Origin of the sequence: Photobacterium lucens, assembly GCF_009873615.1 — a bacterium.
GTDB lineage: Bacteria > Pseudomonadota > Gammaproteobacteria > Enterobacterales > Vibrionaceae > Photobacterium > Photobacterium lucens.
Genome location: NZ_SSMG01000368.1, coordinates 1 through 19,766, shown reverse-complemented (window position 1 = coordinate 19,766; position 19,766 = coordinate 1). Strand labels below are relative to the sequence as shown.

Sequence of the window (19,766 nt, the reverse complement as noted above, 5' to 3'; positions counted from 1 at the left end):
TATTGGCAATAAAACGAGAATATTAATATATTAGCTATTCTACTTATTATCTTCGAAATAATACTTACCTTTATCTCTCTTAAATCTATTTAATGATGTCGCTCTGTTACATAGCGTTACAAACGTTGCGCTGTTGAAATAAATATGCAGTATTTAGCTTGCCTTTACTTTTTATAATCAAATTAAATCAATGTCTTATATTTGTTCTGTTCAAAATTAACAGATGTAACCCGCTGTGATCATGCTTATATTTTGCAATATTAGTCATCGATGTAATTAGCAAATATGACATTCATCAAGTTATATTAGCCGCCGCATTCTATACTGATGCCGAAATAGCAAAAAATAGAGACTAACAGTATGACTACGGGGGTATGTCGTTAGTGTCTATGTTATTTCAACCAATATTGTACTCAGGAGCACAATGTTCACTAACGTATCAATTCACCTCACCTCGGTGATTTGAGCTTGTCTCGCATACGTAAGTGTTCATTACTACGCTTATTGAAGTAAAAATAATGTTAAAAAAAGACCAATAAAGTCTGAGTTATTTTTTGATACAAGTTTAGATCCCATATCGAGGAGATAAGGTAATGAAAGCCTTCTTTAGTAAACTATCGCAAGCGGTAATGCTGCCGATAGCACTACTGCCAGCAGCCGGTATTATGCTTGGCCTAGGTGGTAGCTTCACCAACCAAAGTATGATTGACGCATACAACATTGGTATTTTGCAAGACGGAACACTTTTAAATAGTTTCTTACAGGTTATGACCGCAGCGGGCGGTATCGTTTTTGCAAACCTACCATTAATGTTCGCATTAGCGATTGCGATTGGTTTTGCACGTGCTGAAAAAGGCGCAGCAGCATTAGCAGCAACTATTTCATACCTAGTAATGAACGTTGCGATTGCGAAAACGCTTTCTGTTGCTGGCATGGTAGATACTACTAACAATACTGTTGTGTTAATGGGTAACCATTACGCTGGTGTGTTAGCAGACGTACTAGGCATTCAAAATACGCTAAGTATGGGTGTTTTTGGTGGTCTGATCGCAGGTGGTATCACTGTTATTCTGCATAACAAATACCATGACGTTAAATTACCAGAATTCCTAGGCTTCTTCGGTGGTGCACGTTTCGTTCCTATCGTAAGTGCATTCTCTGCATTGTTCTACGGTATTGCGCTAGTATTCGTATGGCCTTACATCGGTGCTGCATTCGGTTCTATCGGTGCAACACTGGGTGAAATGACTGCATCTGGTCACGGTTACATTGCATCATTCATCTTCGGTATCATTGAGCGTGCACTTATCCCTGTTGGTCTACACCACGTATTCTATCTTCCACTATGGCAGACAGAGATCGGTGGTACAGCTGAAATCGCAGGTCACGTTTACAAAGGTACACAAAACATCTTCTTTGGCTCTCTAGCTAACGGCGATTACTCTCAGTTCTCTTCAACAAACTTCATGACAGGTAAATTCCCATTCATGATGTTTGGTCTACCAGCTGCTGCATACGCAATGTACACACTAGCTGATAAAGAGAATAAGAAAGAAGTAGGTGGTCTATTGTTCTCTGTTGCGCTAACAGCGTTCCTAACAGGTATTACAGAGCCAATCGAGTTCACATTCCTATTCCTATCTGCACCGCTTTACTACTTCATTCACGTGCCACTAGCAGGTCTATCATTTATGATCATGGACTTACTAAACGTGAAAGTAGGTATGACGTTCAGTGGTGGTTTCATTGACTTCGCACTATTCGGTATGCTTCCTGGCCTAACGGGTACTGAGAACCATTGGTACTACATCCCACTACTAGGTCTAATTTACGGTCCTGTATACTTCTTGTTGTTCCGTTGGTTCATCGTGAAGTTCGATATTAAGACGCCTGGTCGTAAAGGCAGTGCTGTAGCAGTTGTTCGTAAGAAAGATTACCAAGAAGCAAAAGCGGGCGGTGCTAACGACAGCCAAGTTGATGAGATGATCGAAGCGCTAGGCGGTAAAGATAACATCGTTGACGTTGATGCATGTATTACACGTCTACGTATCACAGTTAAAGATGGTGACTTGGTTAAAGACAACAAGTACTGGACTGAAAACCTAGGTGCGAAAGGCTTAGTGAAAGTAGGCGGTACGGGTATCCAAGCTATCTACGGTGCACAAGCAGCTGGCTTTAAAGCACAAATTAACTCGAAACTAGGTAAGTAATTAGTGATGAGTAGCTTTTCGTTAAAATATAGGCGTGTCGGTACATTCATGATTGATATGGCTATCGTGCAGATGTTTGCAATGGTTGCCAAAGATATCTTCCTAGGTGTGATTGGTTATATCACCAATGGCACAGGGGGCACGTTATCGCTTAACGATACGATGGCGCTACCAGTGTTGTTACTGTTAATTATTGGCATCATGGCGTTATTTATTGGTGTCTTTATGGGTTATCACTGGTTGTGTTACCGCTTACTAGGTACGTCATTATCACGTGCATTGTTAAGCGTGAAAGTGGTATCTAATGACGATGAGTTACTCACTAAGCAACGTTACTTAAAACGTGAGTTTGATAAGATTTATCTTTGTATTGCTACACTGGGCTTGTACCCCCTCTACGCTGGTGTGCAATACCTTACGTTTACCAATCCACCTTGGCATGACAAGAAAAATCATACTAATGTGGTAGAGCGTTAAAATGAAAACCGCAGCAAAAGCTGCGGTTTTTTTATATCTATATTTATTAGAAAGCGGGTTTAAAGTGATAAGAAAAACAAAATAAATACAGGCACAAGTAAGCTAAGAATAAAACCACTGACAATCGCAATCGGTACACAACGAACACCACCCGTGTTTTGGATCACTGGTAACGTAAAGTCCATTGCCGTTGCGCCTGCATAGCCAATAGCCGTATTAGGGTAGCGATGAATAAGCAGTGGGATCAACATAAGTGCAAGCATTTCACGTAGCAGTTCATTAAGAAAAGCAGCGCCACCAAATACACTTCCTAAACCATCACCAATCAAAATCCCAGCCAGTGAATACCAACCAAATCCTGATGCCATGGCTAAACCATGAGTAATGGGAATATCAAGGATCAGTGCTGCAATGATCCCGCCAGTAAACGAGGTCACAATGATCACTGAAGCAATAATAATCCCTTTCTTATTTAGCACGATTTGTTTGAGTCTCATGCCACTGTTACGCAGTTGAATACCAATAAAGAAAAGTAGAAGAAGCAAAATGGCTTCACTGGCTTGATCTACCCAACTTAAATCGATATCAAGCGCAAGACCTACAATTAATCCTGCCGCAACAACAAAGACTAACTTCACCGATTCCACCATCATTTTGCTCATGGGTAAATGATGATGTCCATCAACGGTTTCGGTTGGCCACAAGCGATCTAAAAAGGGCAGTGCTGCTAAGTTACACACGCTAATTGCAATAAAGAATGTAGTGGTATAGATCAGGATCTGGCTGAGGTTTTGACTGAGGTTATCAAGTGCCGCAAGGCTTAATCCCATCAGTGTTAGAATAACTAGAACCAGTCGACTTGTTTGAGTATTAATAAAGTCGAGGTGCTTTTTATTATGGACAGGAATAAGGTAGCCAATAATCAGTGGCAAAAAAATCAATAAGATCCCTGAAAACATATCAATCCTTAAATGTAATCATCGGGTGTGATGGTCTGTGATAGTGGATGTGTTTATCTAAACAAGCTAACGCAGTGATATTGATGCGCTTCGTTTACATTTTTAACATAATGGAAATGTAACACAGCAAGGAAGTGGGAGTATAGAGGGAGAAACTTGTGGGCAAATAAAAAGCCCATCATGATAGATGGGCTAAAGTATTAAAAACCGCTTTCACGTGCGATATTTTTGACTCGCTGGTGGAATTCTTCATTAGGTAGATTGGTTAGCTCATACATGACTTCAGCACCAAGTAAATCCAGCTCTACGTCATTTTCATCAATGGCATCATCGTCATTTTTAAATAGCAATAAGTGATGCGCCATTCGAGCAATATCTAAATAGGTAGGGGAATCTTGCTGAGTGCGGTATGCCATGCGTTTATTTGATGCGATTTCAAGATAGTCATCATCAAATCCCCACTCTTTAAGTACCACCAAGCTTGTTTGGGTACAGGTTTCTTGGAAGATAAATTTCGCAATATCAATATCTAAATAGTTACCATCTTTTAAGTAGTTCAGATATTCATAAATCAAACTAAAGACACCGATATCAGCTAATAAACCAGTCAGTAGGGCTTTTTCTGGCTCCAGTTTTAGCGGCTTTTCACTATGCTTGATCAAGGTTTGGCAAATCAGCGCCATCGTCCCCGCAAATTGGCGAGAGCGAAGTGCGCTTTGATTGAGTAGTTGATTACATTCAATGTTTTCGGTCTGACTTTTACGTAATTCAGCAATGGCTTGCGCTGTTGCAATATCACGAACACGGAGTAGACCTAAACGAGAAACCGCAGTCAGTAGATCGTTACACACCACATTACGACGATTAAATAAAACCGTATTTGAGGTTCGGATAATGGTGGCAGTTAAGGCTGGATCATCGAGCAGTAAATCAGCAACATCATGGATCGTTGTATCATCATTATTACAAAGCTGGTGCAGCTTGATTAACACATCAGGGATCGGAGGAAGAGCAAGTTTATTTTGTTGCGCAGACTGTTTAACTAAGTTGCAGAACTCAGATTCAAGCGCTTTAACTTGATGATCTCGACTGTGTTTTAACCAAAAAAAAGATAAGTGTGACATGCAAAACTAACGTTATAAGACATTTTCGAAATTCTAACGGTTTATCGAGTTACCGAGTAGTTTGTCACGTTATTTCTTTGAAGTGAGTAGCTTATAATTTACAAATTACGTATGCATATCCCATTAATAAATTAAATTCTTATCTTGTAGCAGCTTCATTAGGAAGCGAACAGCCAGTTTAGGACTTTCTTGATGGATCAATAATTGTTTGTATTTTACATCAATGGGCAGCACTTCAAGCCAACGTTGGCACACCCAAGTGATATCGTTATAGCATGGCGTAGGATAGTGCTCACCAACATCACGAATACTGCTATGCAGTTGTTGTAGCTTATCTGCAAGGGACTGATTAGTGGAATTAACCGGGATAGAATGCCAAATAAAATAAGGTTTGCAGTCAGCAAGTAATAAGTGGTCATAATCGACATCGATTTTCATGACTCTTAAAATATCAACGCCTTCAACCGTTATCCCCAACAATTCACCAGCTAAGCGATGAAAGTCAATAATTTGTACACGAGTTGTCAGTGCAGGGACTTCGGTGATTTCACGATCCTTCCTATTGCTATCTACCATTGCCATGACAAATCCCTCATTAGACGATAAGGCCTCTTTTACCATACGCACATGATGAGCTTGAGCGATCGTTAGTTTGACACGCCCTGAAGGCAGTACATGCTCTGTGTGTGGCAGGAGAGGAATTTTGATCATAGCTACAGCGAATACCGTTAATGAGACTGAATATCTTAAAGATAGTCGTCGCTGATAATAATGATGATAAGAGATGCAACCAATTATTGATTCTTGCGTGATAAAAGCTGCAAATCTATTTTGATTACATTATTTTGCGACAAAAAATATGCGAGTAATCTCATATTTGATTGATGGTTATTTAATCCATTGTAAGTAAAAGCATACAATTGCTTCGTCGAATAATTGACAATGTAATCTATTGTTTGGCTAGGTTATTTGACGTGTTTGGAATAATTGATTATCACCGAGTTATGGAGAATTAGTTGTGACATCACTTAAGGACGATTACTTAAACTATTTAAAGAAATTCGGAGAACAAGAAAAGCGATCCATGTTTGGTGGTACGGGTGTGTTCATGGATGGGGCAATGTTTGCCATTGTGACTCCTGCATCTATGTACATTCGTGGCGGTGAAAAGTTGGATCCACAGTTAGTAAAGTTAGGGTGCTCAAAGTTTAGACATATTAAAAAAAGTAAAACAGCCACAGTGAACTACTACGAGATAAGAGAGCTTTTTGAAAAAGATCCACAAACGTGTAGTGAGCTTGTCGCTAAATCAATTGAATTTTCATGTAAAGATAAAGCGTATAAGCAGTCTGGCGCTAATAAGCGTTTACGCGATTTACCTAATATGAGATTAACGCTAGAGCGTATGGTGAAAAAAGCAGGTATTGCAGATGTGGCTGCTTTTCTTGAGTTGGGTGCGTTAAATGTTTACCGCAAAGTGTGTGAACATAATGGACAAGAGCTTGATCGTAAGCTGTTATGGATTTTTGCTGGTGCGGTAGAAGGATGTCATTGGCAATTATTAACAGATGATTTCAAAGCAAATCTTCTTGAGCAATATCACAGCGTTGCTAATTAATTGATAAACATCGGGGAATAGCATTTTAAAGCTGAGCCCCGATTATTTTCTTGCTATGCTTGCTACAAGATTTTCTACGTGGCGGTACTATGCAACTAACTAACCTTTCTGGTTCAGTCCTCTCTGGTTTACATTGTTTTCTTATTGCGGCAGAGCAAATGAGTTTCACTCGTGCTGCTGAAGTTATGTTTTTAACGCAAAGTGCAGTAAGTCATAAAATCAAAAATCTTGAAGATGCTTTAGGCGTGCAATTATTTATTCGTCAGCCACGTAAGTTGATCCTGACAGATGAAGGTGTGCGATTAAAACAAGTATTAGCGGCTAATTTCGGTGATATCGCCCATGAAATTCGCGATCTGAAAAATGTTGAATTAAGTGGTGATATTAATATTTCAGTGCCACCTACATTTGCGCAAACATGGCTGTTACCACGCTTAAAATCTTTTATTGATCTTTATCCTTCCATGCGAATTCATCTGCGAACACGTAATGATCTGGTGGATTTTCAAACGGAAAGTTTTGATTGCGCAATTTACTTTGGTAAAGGGGAATACCAAGGGTTACATACTTGTAAGTTGATGGATGAATCCATGCAGCCTGTGTGTAGTCATGATTATGCGGTAGCGCATAATTTATATGATCATCCTGAAAGCTTAATGGGTTGTTTGTTATTGCATGATGCTGCTCCGTGGGCGAGAGCGGGACGCAATGACGAATGGCAATTATGGGCAGAGCAATACGGAATTCAATTGCCAGAATCAGAATGTACGTTTGATCGTTCAGATCTTGCGTTGCAGGCGGCAGAGTGTGGTATGGGAGTCGCAATGGGACGACAATCTTTCATTGCTGAGAAACTTGCCCAACAACGATTAGTGACGCCATTTGATATGATGACAAATTCACCGTTTAGTTATTATGTGGTGTGTCGTCAGAACATGCAGAACACCCCGAAAATCAAAGCATTTCGAGATTGGTTATTTAGCGAAATTGATGCTGAATATTCAAATTGAAGTGCTATAAGTTAGTCTGTAACAGAGTAATAAAACGTCGCTAACATTAACCTGTTAGCGACGTTTTGCGTTATAGGCTTAGTTTAATACTTCGTTACCTGATGTTTTACCTTGCTCAAAATCAGATAAATTTTGCAGTGTCGTTTCTGCAATATTGCCAAGGGCTTCTTCGGTTAAGAAAGCTTGGTGACCTGTAAACAGTACGTTATGACAAGACGATAAGCGACGGAAGACATCATCTTGGATCACATCATTAGACTTGTCTTGGAAGAATAAATCTTTTTCGTTCTCGTAAACGTCCACACCTAGCGCGCCGATACGACGTGATTTTAACGCTTCAATAGCATCGCTTGAATTGATTAGTCCACCACGGCTGGTATTAATGATCATGACACCATCTTTCATTTTGTCGAAGGCCGCTTTATCAAGCATATGATAGTTTTCTTCTGACATAGGGCAGTGCAATGTGATCACATCTGCCACTTTGTAAATTTCATCAAGGCTTGCGTAAGTAACCCCTAATTCAACCGCCGCAGGGTTTGGGTATGGGTCAAAGGCTAAGATATTCATACCAAAGCCTTTAAGAACTCGGATCGTAGCTAAACCAATTTTACCGGTACCAATGACACCGACCGTTCTTCCGTGGAAGTTATAGCCGGTTAAACCATCAAGGGAGAAGTTAGCATCACGAGTACGCTGGTATGCGCGGTGAATATGACGGTTAAGACTTAACATTAAGCCAAGGGTATGTTCAGCAATTGATTCTGGTGAGTATGCAGGTACACGGACAATCTGCATTCCCAGATTCTTGGCTTCTTCTAAATCGACTAAGTCAAAGCCTGCACAGCGCATCGCAATGACTTTAATCCCTTGTTTGGCGAGGCATCTTAAGGTTGGCGCACTAAGATCATCATTAACAAAGGCACAAACGGCATCAAAACCTTCACTCATTTTGGCAGTTTGTTCATTGAGTGGAAAATCAAAGTAAGTAATATCGTGACCGAATTGTTGATTCATTTTAGAGAAGGACTCTTCGTCATACTTCTTGGCGCTAAAGAGTGCGATTTTCATAAGACTGACTACCTATCTATTCGTTATTATCATTTGTATTTATTAAATACCATATCAAATAACTCAACTATTGATAATAAAAGGATCAAAAAGACATATTGCAAACTTGATCGGTTTTCTTATTTATCAGTGAGTTCTAGTTGACGTAAGCCCTGTAAAAAGTTGATGATGTGGCAATTCATTTGCACTTAAATTTAATTATTCAGGATTCAATATGTTGTTGAAGAACGTTGTTGCAGGAGCAGGTGCGGTTGCCGTGATCCTTTGTTGGCCGCTAGCGACAGGTCAAATTGGTGAAAGCTTATACATGGGTGCAATTAAGAACTATCACAGCCCATATATGACAATCACTAATCAAAGTTTTGAGCGTGGTTACTTATCGTCAGATGCGGTATCTCGTATTGAGCTAAAAGATACGCTAAAAACGACGTTTGAAAATGAAGGTTTACCAACAACATGGCTGGTAAAACATCACATCAAAAATGGTTTCTTAGGCGTGAAATCAACCAGTGAGTTGGAAATTGATAAGAACATTGCACCAACTGTAAAAGACATTTGGGGTGAGAACGTTCAACCTATTACCTTAGTGACGGATTCATCGCTAACAGGTAATACTGATTTCACCATGACAATCAGCCCAGTTAATTACAAGCATGCAGATGCCTTTGTTAACAGCCAAGCTTTTGTGCTTAAAGGTACCGCTGATACCAAAGGTACAGGTGATTTCAGCTATTCATTACCAACACTGAATGTGAAAACAGACAGCGGTGAGACCATGCAAGTAACGGCTCTTGATGGTAATGGTAAAGGCCACATGGAAGGTAATTTCTGGATTGGTGAGCAAACATTCACACTTGGTAAAGCTGACTTCGCTTCTTTTGATAATCAACATCACGTTGAAATTGATGGCATGAATGTCGTGATGAAGAACGCGTTAAGCCAGCCGAAAGATGAGAAAGCACCGAATGAGGAAACGCAGCAAGTAACGAATACTAATAATGTATCCGTGAAGAAAATTGTGACGCTTGATGGTCATGAGTACACGGATTTTAACTTTGCACTGGCACTGAAAGATTTAAATTACAAAGCGGTAAGCCGTTTAGCTGCAATGGAAGAAGTGACAAATCACGAGCAGCAACAACAGCAAATGCAAGAAGCGATGTTGGCACTTGATCTGCTGGTGGCAAAAGGTGCAACAGTTGATTTATCTGATCTCAGCGTGATGACGAAGCAAGGTAAAGTGAATGCTTCACTGTTACTTGAGCTTCAGCCTGGTTTAGCGCGTGCTTCAGAAAACCTTGCAGCACTACCAAGTAAATTGGTAGGTAATGTGAATATCGCAATGCCAAAAGGCTTTGTTGCTAATGAGCCATTATTAGCAGAGCAAATTCCGAACTTGTTAAAGCAAAAAATGATCACTGAAAATCAAGATAGTTATCAGTTAACGGTGAAGATTGAAAACTCACAGTTAGTCTTTGGCTCTGGCCTTAAGATCCCACTGGCTATGCTATCTATGCTAATGATGCATTAATCAATAGTCTGGTTTAATAGTGAAAGGCGTCTCTATTTTAGAGGCGCTTTTTTGTATCTGAGCCAATTTAAGTGTATTACTTTTGAGCCAGTTCTCATTAGTCGTTGATAAAAATAAAAATTTTAATTTAGTAATTTTAAAGAAATGAACTTTACTTGTAAGTAGGGGCAGGTTTTTAGCCACAATAATAATAAAGCTTGTCAGTCAATTGTTACTCAAAAGGTTGTTTGGGGGATATATGGAATCATTAAAAGTAAAAGATTATATGAATGTCCGCCCAGTGACATTTAGCGAAGCTATGTCATTATCAGTTGCGCTCGACAAGCTTTTAACAGCGAAACAAATTGGTGGACCTGTAGTTAATGAATACAAGCAGGTGGTTGGGTTTATTTCAGAGCAAGATATGCTCCATAGATTGCTTCAAGTGGGTTATCACTGCCAAGACTCTCATACGGTAAAAGACTGTATGCATACGAATGTACTGACGGTCACAGGTGATGATTCAATTATTGAATTAGCACAAATTATGACAGGACAGAAACCGAAAATTTATCCTGTAGTGGATAACGGGCAGTTACAAGGTGTGATCACGCGTCGTGATGTGTTGACTGCGATCAGCAATCAAATTGGCGACAGCTTTAAACATCCACTGTGATGCGATATATTAAAAATTAACCATGATATAAAGGCGCTTTTTAGCGCCTTTCTTTTTGTCTTTACAATGAACAATTTGCTGAATTATTTAAGGCAATTAACTAGAGGTTTATGTGAAACAATCATCATCTAAAGCAGAGCCAGTGCATCAAGCAAAATTTGTTACCGGTTCACCGATGAAGCACATCGTAGTGATGTCAGGAACGGGTGCAATAGGCTTAATGGCACTGTTTCTGGTCGATTTACTTGATATGTTCTTCATCAGTTTATTGGGTGAAGTAGAGCTTGCTGCTGCGATTGGTTTTGCCGGTACCTTAGTATTTTTCTCTACCTCTATTTCCATTGGTACATCTATCGCAGCAGGGGCGTTAGTTTCTCGTGCTCTTGGTCGAAATGATCGTGAACATGCTAAAAGTATGGCAACCAATGTGATGTTGTTTGCGGTACTGATCAGTGTCGTGATGGTTTCTTTGATGCTATGGCAATTGCCGTTGTTACTCGATTTAATTGGTGCAAAAGGGCATGTAGCAGAAGCGGCAAGCCAATATTTAACGATTTTATTACCTAGCGCTCCGCTGATTGCTGTTTCAATGGCGGCTGGTGCAGCACTGCGTGGAGTGGGTGATGCAAGACGTTCAATGATTGCAACCTTAATTGGTGGTGCCGTTAACGCAGTGCTGGATCCGTTGTTTATCTTTGGTTTTTCAATGGGGATCCAAGGCGCAGCGATAGCTTCAGTGTTTGCGCGTTTAGCTGTGATGCTATTTTCGCTTTATGTGGTGATTTATAAGCATCAGCTATTAGCAAAACCTGATTTTACAGGATTCAAACAAGCAATTCCGACAGTCGCTAAAATCGCTTTTCCAGCGATCTTAACTAATACCGCAACGCCGATTGGTAATGCGGTGGTAACCAGCAATATTGCCCAGTTTGGTGAGAATTTTGTCGCAGGTTACGCCGTTATTGGCCGGATTATGCCAGTCTGTTTTGCTTTGGTATTTTCACTATCAGGTGCTGTAGGCCCAATTATCGGACAGAACTTTGGTGCTGAGCGTTGGGATCGTATTCAGTTAGTGCTACGCGATGCCATGATTTTTACCGCAGCCTACTGTGTAGTAGTGTCGCTGGCGCTATGGGCAGGACAAGATTACTTAATTTCAATATTTAGCTTAACCGGTGATGCGGCTGAAATTGTTGGGGTATTTTGTACCTTTATCGCTGTTACCTTTATCTTTAATGGCGCACTGTTTGTGGCAAATGCTGCGTTTAATAATTTGAACCGTCCTACATGGTCAACGGCATTGAACATGGGTAAAGCGACGATTGGTACGATTCCGTTTGTGCTTATTGGTGGTCATTTAGCAGGCGCTAGCGGTGTACTTGTCGGGCAAGCAGTGGGCTCAGTGGTGTTTGGTATTCTAGGCTTTGCTTTAATTATTCAGCAAGTGAAGAAAATGGGCGTTGCTCATGAGCATCAAGATATTGAAGATCACGAGAGTTTAGAGCCAGTGGTTCCTATTACGCCATTTTGTTCTTCTCGTACCTATATGGGGACGGATGGGGTATTAGAAGAGGTGATAAATAGCGAGTCAGAAACAGACAGTGAAAAGAGTGGGCAGAAAAAGTCATAAATTAGCGTTCAATCACAGTAAATCGATAACTGTGATTGAACCGAAATTTTTCGATTGTGGCGTTTCATTTGTTGGCAGAAAAAGCCGAATTTAGTGACCGCAAACTTTGCAAAAAAACTTAAATTTCACCGCTTTATTGATCTAACGCGGTGAAATTCGCCTATCAGCATTACACAATAATTACGCTTTTAATCACAGTGTTGACTATGATGGGAGAGTCTCATTTGGTGCCCATTTATTCAGTCTTGTGATTTTGCCATTTACTTCATCTTTTACGTTTGGAATAAAAAGGTGATGGCGTAGTTATTGTTAAGGGAATAATGCTATATGCGTCAAAGTCTTCGTTACATCATACCTATTTTGCTGCCATTAATTATCCTGCTTTTACCGGCTTCGTTTTTTCCGGTTGAGGGACTGACAGTTATTCAGCAACGTGTTATTGCGATCTTTTTATTGGCGGCCTTATGTTGGGTATTAGAGCCAATTCCAATTTATGCAACTTCTGTTGTGATCATCGTTTTAGAATTGCTACTGCTTTCAAATAAAGGCTTGTATCTGTTTAGAATGGATCACGGCCAACCCCATTTTGGTGAGCTGCTTGATTACAGTGCGATCATGGCAACCTTTGCCAGCCCAATCATTATGCTGTTCTTAGGTGGTTTCTTCCTTGCTATGGCTGCAACCAAATACCGTTTAGATGTCAACTTAGCGCGAGTGTTACTTAAGCCTTTTGGTCATCAACCGAAATACGTGATGTTTGGTCTAATGCTGATCACCGCTATTTTCTCGATGTTCATGTCGAACACCGCAACCACAGCCATGATGTTATCGATTCTAGCGCCTGTAATTGCGCTGTTTGGTGCGAAAGATCCCGGTAAAATTGCTTTTGCATTATGTATTCCAGTGGCTGCGAACATCGGTGGTATCGGCACTCCAATTGGTACGCCACCGAATGCTATTGCACTTAAATATTTGTCAGCAGAGAACATGATCACTTTTGGAGAGTGGATGTTCTTTGGTGTGCCATTTGTGGCGGTATTGTTGGTGTTTGCATGGCTGCTTATTAATGCGTTTTACCCTGCTAAACAAGAGAAAATCGAGTTAACCATTCAAGGTAAATTCTTAAAAACACCAAAAGCAATCACGGTATACATCACCTTTGCATTAACGATCCTGCTTTGGTTAATGGGCTCTACTCACGGTATGAACTCATACACTGTGGCACTTATTCCTGTGGCGATTTTCTCGTTAACTGGGATCATCAATAAAGAAGATTTAAAGAAGATCTCTTGGGATGTGTTGTGGCTGGTATCGGGCGGTATTGCATTAGGTTTAGCGCTGGATAAAACAGGTTTAGCTAAGCTGGTGGTCAACAGTATTCCGTTTGATAGCTTCTCGCCATACATCGTATTAATCGGTGCGGCGACACTGTGTTTAGTGATGGCTAACTTTATGTCACACACCGCAACCGCGAACTTGTTAATGCCAATCATGGCGGCATTGGGTACATCTATGACTTCTCTTACGCCATTAGGTGGGGAAGTGACCTTGATTCTGGTGGTGACTTTTGCGGCATCACTGGGTATGTCATTACCAATTAGTACACCACCTAACGCATTGGCACACGCAACAGGTCATGTTGAAAGTAACCAAATGGCGAAAGTCGGGGTGATCATTGGTGTGGTTGGTGTTGCAATGAGCTTTGCCATGATTTGGGTCTTGCACTTAATTGATCATATTTAATGATCGCATATTTGCTTAACCATAAGGATACAGAAATGGTTCAACCCCAAGCATTAACACGGATCATTGATACCTATTTCCGTGATTCGGAGCGAACCATGTCAGTGACAGCTGGGACGCAAGTGCTTCGTCAGAATGATTACAACGATAAACTGTACTGGGTAAAAAGTGGTGAGTTATCGGGGTATTTAAAAAATGATGAGCAGGGGCCAAGTGCCAAGGTGTTTGTAGTTAAAGAAGGGATGTTCTTTGGGGTGCATAGCTTCTTTGCCCAAACCTTAATGGCAACCACGACCGTTGTTGCAGAAAAAGACAGTGAAATAGCTTGGATTGATTTGTTAACACAGGCTGTTGAACCTGAAACCTATGGCTCACTTGCCGAGCAATTTATGCCAGTGATGGTACATGAATTGGCACGTCGACAAATGCTAACGGGGATGGAAGCGCTTGAGAAAGAAAAGGCACTACAAAAACTTTACTCTAGCGAGCAAATGCGCACCCTTGGTCAACTTGCTGCGGGTATTGCCCATGAGCTTAATAATGCGATTGGTGTCATCAGCAGTAAGACCGAGAATATCCAAACCGATATTATGGACTTTGCTTCGGCAATAAAGCCTGAAATGCTACCTTTTCTCCAGCATGGTATTAACGTTGGGCAAACGGCGGGCTCTCAACAAGTGCGTGAGCGAGCCAAGGTGTTAATGAAGCAATATCATTTGCCACGAGAGCAAGCCAAAACCTTAGCCAGAGCAATACCTGAAGGTGAAGTGCCAGCACCGTGGTTAACTCATCTGGATGAAGCTTTACGCTATTGGGATTGTGGGCGTGACTTACGTGATATGCGTTTGGCAGCGAAACATTCTGCCAGCATTGTGAAATCGGTAAAACAGCTAGGTGGTAGCGATCATGTTCGACAACCTGATGTTGATATTAATGAAACGCTACATAAATCATTGGCACTGCTACAAAGCAATTTACGTCCTGTTGAAGTGATATTGCGCCCAGCTGTATTACCGCCATTAATGGCAAGCTCCACCGAGTTAGTACAAGTGTGGGTGAACTTGATCAAGAATGCTTGTGATGCGATGGAGCACACTACAGCACCGCAAATTGAGATAGTGACACGCCATGTGAAGAATAAAATCTTAGTCACCATTACCAATAATGGTCCCATGATTGATGAAGCAACGCGCAGGCAGATTTTTAATCCTAACTTTACTACTAAGAAAGGCGGGTTATCGTTTGGCTTAGGATTAGGTTTATCAATTGTACAAAGGATCATACAAAGTTATGACGGTTCGGTTGTGGTGAAAAGCGATGAAGAACGAACGACGTTTCGGATTAAGCTACCGATAATCTAAGGGATGAGTTATGGAAAAAATAGTCGTTATTTGTGTTGATGATCAACAAGAAGTATTAAGCGCAGTGCTAAAAGATCTCTCACCGTTACAGGCTTCCTTTATGATTGAAGAGTGTGATTCAGGTGAAGAAGCACTAGAGCTAATGGATGAGTTAGATGCGGAAGGGCACTACATTGCTTTAGTGATTTCAGATCATGTTATGCCGGGTAAAAATGGCGTGGAGTTATTAACTGATGTTACTAACGATAGTCGTTTTATCAAAACCAAAAAGATCTTACTAACAGGGCAAGCAACGCACCAAGATACCATTGCTGCAATCAACCAAGCCCGTATTGAAAGCTATTTTGAAAAGCCTTGGGATGCAGAAACCTTGGTAAACTGCGCTAGAACACTATTGACGGAATACATTTTCGATATGGGGTTTGATTATCAAGACTGGGGCGAAATACTTGATAACACCACTGTATTACGTCGCCTACGTTAATATGTGATTACTCAGTAATCTCTTTTGAGTGTAACGCCTCTTTCTAAAATACGTTGAGTGTTAAAAAGCCAAATAGTAAATATTTGGCTTTTTTTATTGACCTTAGACTTAACTCCAAGGTTTATAGTCAGTCATAGATTATTAAAATAGCACTCAAGGAGAACGATTATGTGTGCTCAATGCCATAATAAGAAACCGCACATTCACGCGGCAAAACCAACGGCAGTAACCAAAGCGACAGTAACAGTAGAATCTTGTGAATCTGCGTCTTGCTGCTCATCAACAGCTGCTGACGGTGTGAAAAAACACACGGAAGGTTGTGGAGAATCTGATACCGACGGCCCCGCTTCCTGTTGCTCATCGAAAACATCACCTCAGGTTGATGCGCTCCATTCTGCACCAGTAAAAACTGCCTTTAAAATAGCGTCAGCTACTTCATCTGCAACCACGCATTCTCATCACGAGCATTCATCAGAACACGCTGAGCACGATCACGCTCATGGTGAACATGATCATGCAGGTCATTCGCATTCAGGAACAAGCTGCTGTAGTGCGCCAAGTATGACTAAAGCGCAAGAGCAAGCCTTAGAAGCTTCTTTAACGCAATCAGCACATGGTCAAACCTTTAGCTGGAAAGTGGTTGGCATGGATTGTCCAAGCTGCGCTGCTAAATTAGAAAAATCGATTTCAAGCCTTGCTGAAGTTGAAACGGCAAAAGTGATGTTTGCGACAGAAAAACTGATCGTAAATATGCAGCCATCTCAGCAAGCGACAACAGAGCAACTAAAAAAACGCATTGAAGATAAAGCACAAGATACTGGCTTTACTTTGGTTGCTAATGCTGCGGCAGCAGAAGCGTTGCCGAAAAAATCATTTATCCAAACGCATTTAGAAGTCATTGTGATTGCGGCAATGATGTTTTTGTCTTTCTTACTTAACCAAGTCTCTCATAGCGTTGGTTTAGTCGCCTTTACCTTAACCACCATTGTCGGTTTAGTACCGATTGTGAAAAAAGCCATTAGCTTAGGTAAATCAGGCTCGCCATTTTCCATTGAAACCCTAATGAGTATCGCAGCCATTGGTGCATTGTACTTAGGGGAAACAGCCGAAGCGGCAATGGTTATCTTACTGTTTTTAATTGGTGAACAATTAGAAGGGTATGCCGCTTCTCGTGCCCGTAGTGGTGTAAAAGCATTAATGGACTTAGTACCAGAAGAAGCCAACGTTGTGCTTCCTAATGGTGAAAAGAAAAAAGTCCCAGCGAGCGAGCTAAAACCGGGTGATGTGATTGAAGTCGTACCGGGTGAGCGTTTACCAGCCGATGGTCAAGTGTTAGATGTGGTTGCGAGCTTTGATGAAAGTGCATTAACCGGTGAATCTGTCCCTGTTGAACGCCTACCGGGTGAAAAGGTCATGGCGGGTAGCATGGCGTCAGATAAAGTGGTGCGTTTAACCATTATCTCTGCTCAAGGTGAAAACGCTATCGACCGTATTTTGCATATGATTGAAGATGCGGAATCACGTAAAGCACCATTAGAACGCTTCATTGATAAGTTCAGCCGTTGGTATACGCCTGCGATGATCTTATTGGCTGCATTAGTCATCATCATTCCGCCATTGGTATTTGGTCAATCATGGGATGAGTGGATCTACAAAGGCTTAGCATTACTGTTAATTGCTTGTCCATGTGCGCTAGTGATTTCAACACCTGCTGCGATCACCTCAGGTTTAGCGGCTGCAGCACGTCGTGGCGCATTAATCAAAGGTGGTGCGGCTCTTGAGCAACTGGGTCATATTGAAACCGTGGCGTTTGATAAAACAGGTACGCTAACGGAAGGTAAGCCTGTTGTGACTGATTTAATTAGCTGGGATAACGATGACGACAAACTATTGCGTCAAGCCGCAGCGGTTGAATCTGGATCGTTACACCCATTAGCAACAGCGGTTGTGAACCTTGCGCTAGAAAAATCACTACCAGTAGTTGAAGCCGATAATCGTGAAGCATTAGCAGGGCGTGGTATTCAAGGCACAACTGAAGGCGATCACTTCATGTTATGTGCCGCTGATCGTCTACCAGAAACTATTAGCTTAACAGCAGAGCAAGAGCAACAAGCTATTGCGCTGGAAGGTGAAGGTAAAACTTTGGTGGTTGCCGTACGTAATCAACAAGCGGTTGGTCTTGTAGCATGGCGTGATAACTTACGTAGTGATGCACTTGAAGCGATTACCAAACTAAAACATATCGGTGTTAATTCAGTCATGCTAACGGGTGATAACCCACGTGCCGCTGCAGCGATTGCTAAAGAGATCAACATTGATTTCCGCGCAGGTTTACTGCCAGAGGATAAAGTCTCTGAAGTGCGTAAACTCAATACCAATCACACAGTAGCTATGGTTGGTGATGGTATTAACGATGCGCCAGCGATGAAAACTGCCACCATTGGTGTTGCAATGGGCGGTGGTACGGATGTGGCACTAGAAACAGCAGATGCGGCGATCACTCATAACCGGGTGTCAGAGTTGCCAGTGATGATTGAATTGTCTCGCGCTACATTGAGCAATATTCGTCAGAACATCACATTAGCACTCGGTTTAAAAGTGGTCTTTTTAGTCACTACATTACTTGGCTTTACAGGGCTTTGGGTCGCGGTATTAGCAGATAGTGGTGCAACTGCATTGGTAACCTTAAACGCATTGCGCTTACTTCGCTTTAAACCTAAAAAATAACTACAGTTATTAGCAATTGAGCTAATCTTTTAAACGGCATGACAGAGCAAAGCGCTGAGTTATGCCGTTTTTTTATGGAGCTGATTTGTTAGAAAAGTGGAGAATTTAAGAAAAATAACCGAGCAGAATGAGAAAATTTTTTGTGATTGTTGCAATAAGATAACGTTTACTTGTGACTTGAATCATATTTACGTGTAACAAAAATTTTCGTTACTTTTTGTTGGTGTGACTGTGCTCACTAAAACTCATTAAATCATTGGGTATTGTAACTAGGTCTTTTGATAGAGCATGTTGCTATGTTTTTGACTCTTTCTATCAAAACATTCTATTAATAATGAGTTTCATGGAACCTCTCTGAACCTACAACAGAGCCGTTTAAATTAAAGGGTAACATTATGTCTGACAATAAAGTATTCCACCTAGGTGTTAATAAAGCTGATCTTAATGGTGCTGAGCTTGCCATCATTCCTGGCGATCCTGCACGTGTTGAGAAGATTGCAAACTTAATGGATAACCCTGAGTTTCTTGCAAGTTCTCGTGAGTACACACTTTTCCGTGCTCAACTAGACGGTAAATCTGTTGTGGTATGTTCAACAGGTATCGGTGGTCCATCAACGTCTATCGCAGTAGAAGAGCTAGCACAGCTTGGTGTAACTACGTTCCTACGTGTGGGTACAACAGGTGCAATCCAGCCAAACATCAACCCAGGTGACATGATTGTAACAACAGGTTCAGTACGTTTAGACGGTGCAAGCCTGCACTTTGCTCCAATGGAATTCCCAGCAGTGGCAGACTTCGGTGTTGCGACTGCAATGAAACAAGCGTGTGATGAAGCACATGCGGTAGTACATACAGGTATTACTGCATCAAGTGATACTTTCTACCCAGGTCAAGAGCGTTACGACACATTCTCAGGCCGTGTTGTTCGTCGTTTCCAAGGCTCGATGAAAGAGTGGCAGGAAATGGGCGTGCTTAACTTTGAAATGGAATCAGCAACGCTATTAACTATGTGTGCAAGTTCTGGCTTACGTGCAGGTTGTGTAGCTGGTGTTATTATCAACCGTACTCAAAAAGAGATCCCAGACCACGCAACGCTTAAAGAAACTGAAGCGAAATCTATTAAGATTGTGGTAGAAGCTGCACGTAAAATGCTAGCTGAATAAGAT

The 19,766-nt window shown here is 41.2% G+C and carries 16 protein-coding genes; 12 read left to right on the top strand and 4 right to left on the bottom strand.

The window, feature by feature from the left end; translation table 11 throughout:
* Positions 1 to 593: 593 nt before the first annotated feature.
* On the top strand, positions 594 to 2,210 hold the full coding sequence (locus E5A76_RS15395) for a PTS transporter subunit EIIC (protein ID WP_053986880.1): 1,617 nt from the start codon (positions 594 to 596) through the stop codon (positions 2,208 to 2,210).
* Between the two features lie 6 nt (positions 2,211 to 2,216).
* The gene (locus E5A76_RS15390; protein ID WP_161119450.1) at positions 2,217 to 2,687 is read left to right on the top strand and encodes an RDD family protein; all 471 of its coding nucleotides are present in this window, start codon (positions 2,217 to 2,219) and stop codon (positions 2,685 to 2,687) included.
* 59 nt (positions 2,688 to 2,746) lie between these two features.
* On the opposite strand, the gene E5A76_RS15385 is transcribed toward E5A76_RS15390, so the two are convergent.
* The 3 genes from E5A76_RS15385 to E5A76_RS15375 form a co-directional block, all read right to left on the bottom strand.
* A complete protein-coding gene (locus E5A76_RS15385) occupies positions 2,747 to 3,646 on the bottom strand; it encodes a lysine exporter LysO family protein (protein ID WP_161119449.1) in 900 nt (299 codons plus the stop codon).
* A gap of 200 nt (positions 3,647 to 3,846) precedes the next feature.
* Positions 3,847 to 4,770, bottom strand: a complete 924-nt coding sequence (locus tag E5A76_RS15380; RefSeq protein ID WP_053986877.1) for an HDOD domain-containing protein — start codon at positions 4,768 to 4,770, stop codon at positions 3,847 to 3,849.
* A gap of 123 nt (positions 4,771 to 4,893) precedes the next feature.
* Entirely contained in the window at positions 4,894 to 5,481 is a 588-nt protein-coding gene (locus E5A76_RS15375) for an LON peptidase substrate-binding domain-containing protein (protein WP_161119448.1), read from the bottom strand.
* A gap of 307 nt (positions 5,482 to 5,788) precedes the next feature.
* Here E5A76_RS15375 and E5A76_RS15370 point away from each other — a divergent pair, with 307 nt between their 5' ends.
* On the top strand, positions 5,789 to 6,388 hold the full coding sequence (locus E5A76_RS15370) for a TfoX/Sxy family DNA transformation protein (protein WP_053986875.1): 600 nt from the start codon (positions 5,789 to 5,791) through the stop codon (positions 6,386 to 6,388).
* A gap of 89 nt (positions 6,389 to 6,477) precedes the next feature.
* Complete coding sequence (gene dsdC / locus E5A76_RS15365; RefSeq protein WP_161119447.1) at positions 6,478 to 7,398, top strand: DNA-binding transcriptional regulator DsdC; 921 nt, start codon at positions 6,478 to 6,480, stop codon at positions 7,396 to 7,398.
* A 78-nt stretch (positions 7,399 to 7,476) separates the two neighbouring features.
* Here the strand turns inward: dsdC and E5A76_RS15360 are convergent, their stop codons facing one another.
* The gene (locus tag E5A76_RS15360) at positions 7,477 to 8,469 is read right to left on the bottom strand and encodes a 2-hydroxyacid dehydrogenase (protein WP_161119446.1); all 993 of its coding nucleotides are present in this window, start codon (positions 8,467 to 8,469) and stop codon (positions 7,477 to 7,479) included.
* 214 nt (positions 8,470 to 8,683) lie between these two features.
* On the opposite strand from E5A76_RS15360, the gene E5A76_RS15355 reads away from it, so the two are divergent.
* The 8 genes from E5A76_RS15355 to udp all read left to right on the top strand — a co-directional run bounded on the left by E5A76_RS15355 (position 8,684) and on the right by udp (position 19,763).
* On the top strand, positions 8,684 to 10,000 hold the full coding sequence (locus tag E5A76_RS15355; RefSeq protein WP_161119445.1) for a DUF945 family protein: 1,317 nt from the start codon (positions 8,684 to 8,686) through the stop codon (positions 9,998 to 10,000).
* Between the two features lie 238 nt (positions 10,001 to 10,238).
* Entirely contained in the window at positions 10,239 to 10,655 is a 417-nt protein-coding gene (locus E5A76_RS15350) for a CBS domain-containing protein (protein WP_053986871.1), read from the top strand.
* A 193-nt stretch (positions 10,656 to 10,848) separates the two neighbouring features.
* Positions 10,849 to 12,285, top strand: a complete 1,437-nt coding sequence (locus E5A76_RS15345; RefSeq protein WP_187695657.1) for an MATE family efflux transporter — start codon at positions 10,849 to 10,851, stop codon at positions 12,283 to 12,285.
* A 327-nt stretch (positions 12,286 to 12,612) separates the two neighbouring features.
* Positions 12,613 to 14,028, top strand: coding sequence for an SLC13 family permease (locus tag E5A76_RS15340; RefSeq protein ID WP_161119443.1), 1,416 nt, complete (start codon positions 12,613 to 12,615; stop codon positions 14,026 to 14,028).
* 35 nt (positions 14,029 to 14,063) lie between these two features.
* A complete protein-coding gene (locus E5A76_RS15335; RefSeq protein WP_161119442.1) occupies positions 14,064 to 15,389 on the top strand; it encodes an ATP-binding protein in 1,326 nt (441 codons plus the stop codon).
* Positions 15,390 to 15,399: 10 nt separating this feature from the next.
* Positions 15,400 to 15,873 carry a response regulator gene (locus tag E5A76_RS15330; RefSeq protein WP_161119441.1) on the top strand — a complete coding sequence of 158 codons (474 nt, stop codon included), beginning with the start codon at positions 15,400 to 15,402 and terminating at the stop codon, positions 15,871 to 15,873.
* A 168-nt stretch (positions 15,874 to 16,041) separates the two neighbouring features.
* Entirely contained in the window at positions 16,042 to 18,600 is a 2,559-nt protein-coding gene (locus tag E5A76_RS15325; RefSeq protein ID WP_161119440.1) for a zinc/cadmium/mercury/lead-transporting ATPase, read from the top strand.
* Positions 18,601 to 18,995: 395 nt separating this feature from the next.
* A complete protein-coding gene (udp, locus tag E5A76_RS15320; protein WP_161119439.1) occupies positions 18,996 to 19,763 on the top strand; it encodes a uridine phosphorylase in 768 nt (255 codons plus the stop codon).
* The last annotated feature ends 3 nt before the right edge of the window (positions 19,764 to 19,766 follow it).